We start from the raw sequence: 4,768 nt of genomic DNA on the forward strand, positions 1-4,768 counted from the left end.
CGATCCGCGCAAAGCCGCGGTAGCCGCCGCACTCGCACGCGTTAAAGCCAAAAAGGCCGCGCAGCAGGAAGCGCAGGCCGCAGCGGCTGAACCTGCCGCAGAAGACGATCCACGCAAAGCCGCGGTAGCTGCCGCCATCGCGCGCGTTAATGCCAAAAAGGCCGCGCAGCAGCTCGCCACCGCAGATAAAGAGTAGTGAAAGGAGCCTTGCAGAACGCAAGGCTCTGTTTAATCAATAGAGATCAGATAGGTGTAATTAATATCAATCTGGCGCAACTTGGCATCCGGTTGCCACTCTTTGGCTTCGAGCATTTCCATCTCCACGCTGCCTTTCACCTCATTCAGCAGCCCCGGCCTGACGTTAGCGATCAGATAAGACACAAACTGCCCACATTCTTTCGCCGTTCCCTGGTGGGTGATAGAAATATACTCCCGCCCTGGAACATGAATATTATCAATATGATGCCCGGAAAGAATGTCTTTCTTATGTTCAGGTTCTACGGCCATGACATGCGTGGATAAACACTCGTCATCACCAGACTCGCGCGAAGAGTGGATGCTGAAAACCTTGTGGCATTCAACGTTCAACCCACGGAAGAAATCTTTAAAAATCTCGGATTTCATCGCGACACAAGAGGAAAGCGCCATCCCTTCCGAAGCCTCAAACTCCAGCTCCCGTCTGAACCCCACCAGATGCATATCCGGCAACGTCAGCCGTTTCACTTCGGGGTAAAAATCCGCTTCGTAGCGGGCATCGAAGTTGAAGCGCGGCATCAGGTTTTTCACATCCCACTTATCCATGGTGCGATAACGGTTTGGCGTGATGCCGAATCGCTGTTTGAACATGCGGGTAAAGGTCTGCTGAGAGTCAAAACCCAGCTCATCGGAAATATCAATAATTGAACGATGGGTAATACGCAGAGCTACCGCCGCCCGAGTCAGAATGCGTGAGCGAATGTAGGTGGCAAGCTGGATGCCGGTAATGCGCTTGAACTTGCGCTGCAGATGCCATTTGGAATAGCCGGAAATTCGCGCAACCTCATCAAGATTCGGCCGTGTTTCCAGGTGAATTTCGACCCACTCAATCAGTTCTTCAATGAAAAAAATGTCTTCGTCAGTCATTATTATTTATTCGCCAACTTAATAATACCTGGGATAGTAACCTATGTAGATTATATAAAAGTTGTTATTTTGTGCGGCTAATCCCCACTAAAATAACGTGTTAGCCGCGTAAGCACCAATCATTTTCGAACGTTTTATACGCGAAATCATTTCATGTCAGGTTAACCTAGCGCATGTTTATGGCGAAAAAGCCCAGCCCGGCCATCGATGGGCCCCTGCCAGGCCGCAAATGCGAAAACCTGAATATCCTTATCATTAGCACGTATTACCCTCGGTATGAATGAGGTAGAATGCAGCGCTGTAATTTCCCCGGCGCCGCAACCAAGGCGCTGTGAACCTGCTGATAACATGGCAAAGAAATGGTAGTGACTCTATGAAGTTCAGGCCGGTACAACAAACAGCCACCAAAGGCTTACATATCGCCAGTTCCCCCTTTACCCATAACCAGCAAAGCACCCGCCGGATCATGCTTTGGGTGATGCTGGCCTGCATTCCCGGCATGGCCGCACAGGTGTGGTTCTTTGGCTATGGTAATCTGGTGCAAACGGCGCTGGCAATGGTGACAGCGCTGCTGGCAGAAGCTGCAGTGCTGGCGTTGCGCAAACAACCGGTGCGCGCGCGGCTGGCAGATAACTCTGCCCTGCTTACCGCCCTGTTGCTGGGGATCAGCCTGCCGCCATTAGCCCCTTGGTGGATGATCGTGATAGGTACCCTTTGTGCCATTGTGATCGCCAAACAGCTCTACGGCGGCCTGGGGCAGAATCCGTTCAACCCGGCGATGGTCGGTTATGTGGTCCTGCTGATCTCCTTCCCGGTGCAAATGACCAGTTGGTTACCGCCGGACGAACTGCGAGCCAGCGCACTCTCGCTGCCAGATACGCTGCTGAGTATTTTTACCGGCCATACTGCTCAAGGTACTACCATCCATCAGCTCCAGTTGGGGATTGACGGCATCAGCCAGGCTACGCCGCTCGACGGCTTTAAAACCGGTCTGCGCAGCGGCCACTCGGTAGAGCAAATCCTACAACAGCCGCTGTTTGGCGGCATGTTTGCCGGTATCGGCTGGCAGTGGATTAACTTAGGGTTCCTGGCCGGTGGACTGTTTATGCTCGGGCGCAGGCTGATTCACTGGCAAATTCCCTTCAGCATGCTGGCCGCCATCGCCCTGTGTTCAGGCGTGGCCTGGCTGCTGGATCCCGCACACCAAGCGTCGCCGCTGCTGCATCTCTTCTCGGGTGCCACTATGCTGGGGGCTTTCTTTATCGCCACCGATCCGGTCAGTGCCTCTACAACGCCTAAGGGCCGGTTGATTTACGGTGCTTTAGTGGGTTTGCTGGTCTGGTTGATCCGTGTTTATGGCGGTTATCCCGACGGCGTGGCGTTCGCCGTGCTGCTGGCCAATATCACCGTACCGTTAATCGATCACTATACGCAGCCGCGCGTATATGGCCACCGCTGAGGAACTATCATGCTGAATTCAATGAGAAAGCATGGCATCACCCTGGCGGTGTTTGCTGCGGTGACCACCGGTTTGACCGCGCTGGTCTACACCTTGACCAAAACCACCATTGCCCACCAGGCAGCGCTCCAGCAGAAAGCCTTGCTGGATCAGGTGGTTCCGCCGGAATATTACGACAACGATATGCAGAGTGAATGCCTGGTGGTGAGCGATCCGGCCTTGGGCAATGGCGCACCGCATCGTCTGTATCTGGCACGTAAAAATGGCCAACCGGTGGCGGCGGCGCTGGAAACCACCGCCCCAGACGGCTATTCCGGGGCAATTAAGCTACTGGTGGGGGCCGATTTTGGCGGTACCGTACTCGGTACCCGCGTGGTAGAGCATCACGAAACCCCAGGGCTTGGCGACAAAATTGAGTTACGCCTCTCTGACTGGATCACCTTCTTCAGCGGTAAAAAAGTTGAAGGCGCCAATGATGGCCGCTGGGCAGTGAAGAAAGACGGCGGCATGTTCGATCAGTTTACCGGGGCCACCATTACCCCGCGTGCGGTGGTCAACGCCGTGCGCCGTACGGCGTTGTATATGGAAACACTGCCATCTAAACTGGACACCTTACCCGTCTGTGGAGCCAGCGAATGAGTGAAGTCAAAGAGTTAATTGTTCAAGGGCTGTGGAAAAACAACTCTGCGCTGGTGCAATTACTGGGCCTGTGCCCGCTGCTGGCGGTGACCTCAACCGCCACTAACGCGCTGGGGCTGGGGTTGGCCACCACGCTGGTGCTGACCATCACCAACGGTTCCACTTCTGCCCTGCGCCGCTGGGTGCCCAGCGAAGTCCGCATTCCGATTTATGTGATGATCATTGCGGCGGCAGTCAGCATCGTGCAGATGTTGATCAACGCCTACGCATTCGGTCTGTATCAGTCGTTGGGGATTTTTATTCCGTTGATCGTGACTAACTGTATCGTGGTAGGCCGTGCCGAGGCCATTGCCGCCAGAAAGCCGGTCGGTTTGGCCTTGGTGGATGGCATCGCCATCGGTCTGGGCGCCACCGGGGCAATGTTTGTGCTCGGTTCGCTGCGCGAATTGATTGGCAACGGCACCCTGTTTGACGGTGCTGACATGCTGCTGGGCAGTTGGGCCAAGGTGCTGCGCATTGAAGTCGTGCATTTTGACAGCCCCTTTCTGCTGGCCATGCTGCCGCCGGGGGCGTTTATCGGCCTGGGGCTGATGCTGGCAACCAAGTATGTGATTGATGAAAAAATGAAGGCGCGCAAAGCTAAACTTTTGCTGGCTGAAGCCAAAATGGAACAGGGACACGCCGAGAAAGCGTTATGAATAAAGAAAAACGCCTGGAAATTCTGACCCGCTTACGGGACAGCAACCCGCACCCAACCACGGAGCTGGTCTATAGCACACCTTTTGAGCTGCTGATTGCCGTGCTGCTTTCCGCACAGGCCACCGACGTCAGCGTCAACAAGGCCACCGCCAAACTCTACCCGATCGCCAACACGCCGGCGGCGATGCTGGCTCTGGGGGTTGATGGCGTAAAAGAGTACATCAAGACCATCGGCCTGTTTAACAGCAAGGCCGAGAACGTGATCAAGACCTGCCGTATTCTGCTGGAAAAGCACGCGGGTGAAGTGCCGGAAGATCGCGCAGCGCTGGAAGCCTTGCCCGGCGTGGGCCGTAAAACGGCCAATGTGGTGCTTAACACCGCCTTTGGCTGGCCAACCATCGCCGTGGATACGCATATTTTCCGCGTCTGCAACCGCACCCACTTTGCTCCAGGGAAGAACGTGGAGCAGGTAGAAGAAAAGTTGCTGAAAGTGGTGCCAGCCGCCTTCAAAGTGGACTGCCACCACTGGCTGATCCTGCATGGCCGCTATACCTGCATCGCGCGCAAACCGCGCTGCGGTTCCTGCCTGATCGAAGATCTGTGCGAGTATAACGACAAAACCGAATTGTAATCATCGGCCCAAGCGTAGTCAGCCTCACTCTGTTCCCCCTGCCGTAGCTACTGCTGACCAATTAAGCGCAAAGCGGCATAAATATGCATCAACGGCAAAGGGGTCGCCCCTCTCCCGCAGGGAGAGCAGCTGTGTTTAAAGTCAATGGGTGATGATTAATTTGTCACCCATTGCCTATTATCTCGCAGCATCGCGTTTAATATCGTTAACAGCTTTCT

6 protein-coding genes are annotated in these 4,768 nt (G+C 54.8%); 5 read left to right on the top strand and 1 reads right to left on the bottom strand.

All coding sequences use genetic code 11. From position 1 onward, the window contains the following. Positions 1-196, top strand: a 196-nt coding sequence (locus WG891_RS26435) for a hypothetical protein (RefSeq protein WP_337265067.1), incomplete at its 5' end; no start/stop codon positions are given. A 32-nt stretch (positions 197-228) separates the two neighbouring features. Here the strand turns inward: WG891_RS26435 and WG891_RS26440 are convergent. Continuing rightward, the gene (locus tag WG891_RS26440; protein ID WP_337265068.1) at positions 229-1,122 is read right to left on the bottom strand and encodes a helix-turn-helix domain-containing protein; all 894 of its coding nucleotides are present in this window, start codon (positions 1,120-1,122) and stop codon (positions 229-231) included. A 373-nt stretch (positions 1,123-1,495) separates the two neighbouring features. Here WG891_RS26440 and rsxD point away from each other — a divergent pair, with 373 nt between their 5' ends. Genes rsxD through nth form a run of 4 tightly spaced genes read left to right on the top strand, consistent with a single transcriptional unit; the run spans position 1,496 to position 4,550 of the window. Next, on the top strand, positions 1,496-2,581 hold the full coding sequence (rsxD, locus tag WG891_RS26445) for an electron transport complex subunit RsxD (protein WP_337265069.1): 1,086 nt from the start codon (positions 1,496-1,498) through the stop codon (positions 2,579-2,581). 9 nt (positions 2,582-2,590) lie between these two features. Then, entirely contained in the window at positions 2,591-3,220 is a 630-nt protein-coding gene (rsxG, locus tag WG891_RS26450) for an electron transport complex subunit RsxG (protein ID WP_337265070.1), read from the top strand. Next, positions 3,217-3,918 carry an electron transport complex subunit E gene (locus WG891_RS26455; RefSeq protein WP_337265071.1) on the top strand — a complete coding sequence of 234 codons (702 nt, stop codon included), beginning with the start codon at positions 3,217-3,219 and terminating at the stop codon, positions 3,916-3,918. Before rsxG ends, WG891_RS26455 begins: the two co-directional genes overlap by 4 nt. Further along, positions 3,915-4,550 carry an endonuclease III gene (gene nth, locus WG891_RS26460; RefSeq protein ID WP_076940128.1) on the top strand — a complete coding sequence of 212 codons (636 nt, stop codon included), beginning with the start codon at positions 3,915-3,917 and terminating at the stop codon, positions 4,548-4,550. Before WG891_RS26455 ends, nth begins: the two co-directional genes overlap by 4 nt. The last annotated feature ends 218 nt before the right edge of the window (positions 4,551-4,768 follow it).

Source organism: Serratia sp. MMO-28 (assembly GCF_037199905.1).
In the GTDB taxonomy this organism is placed as follows: domain Bacteria; phylum Pseudomonadota; class Gammaproteobacteria; order Enterobacterales; family Enterobacteriaceae; genus Chania; species Chania oryzae.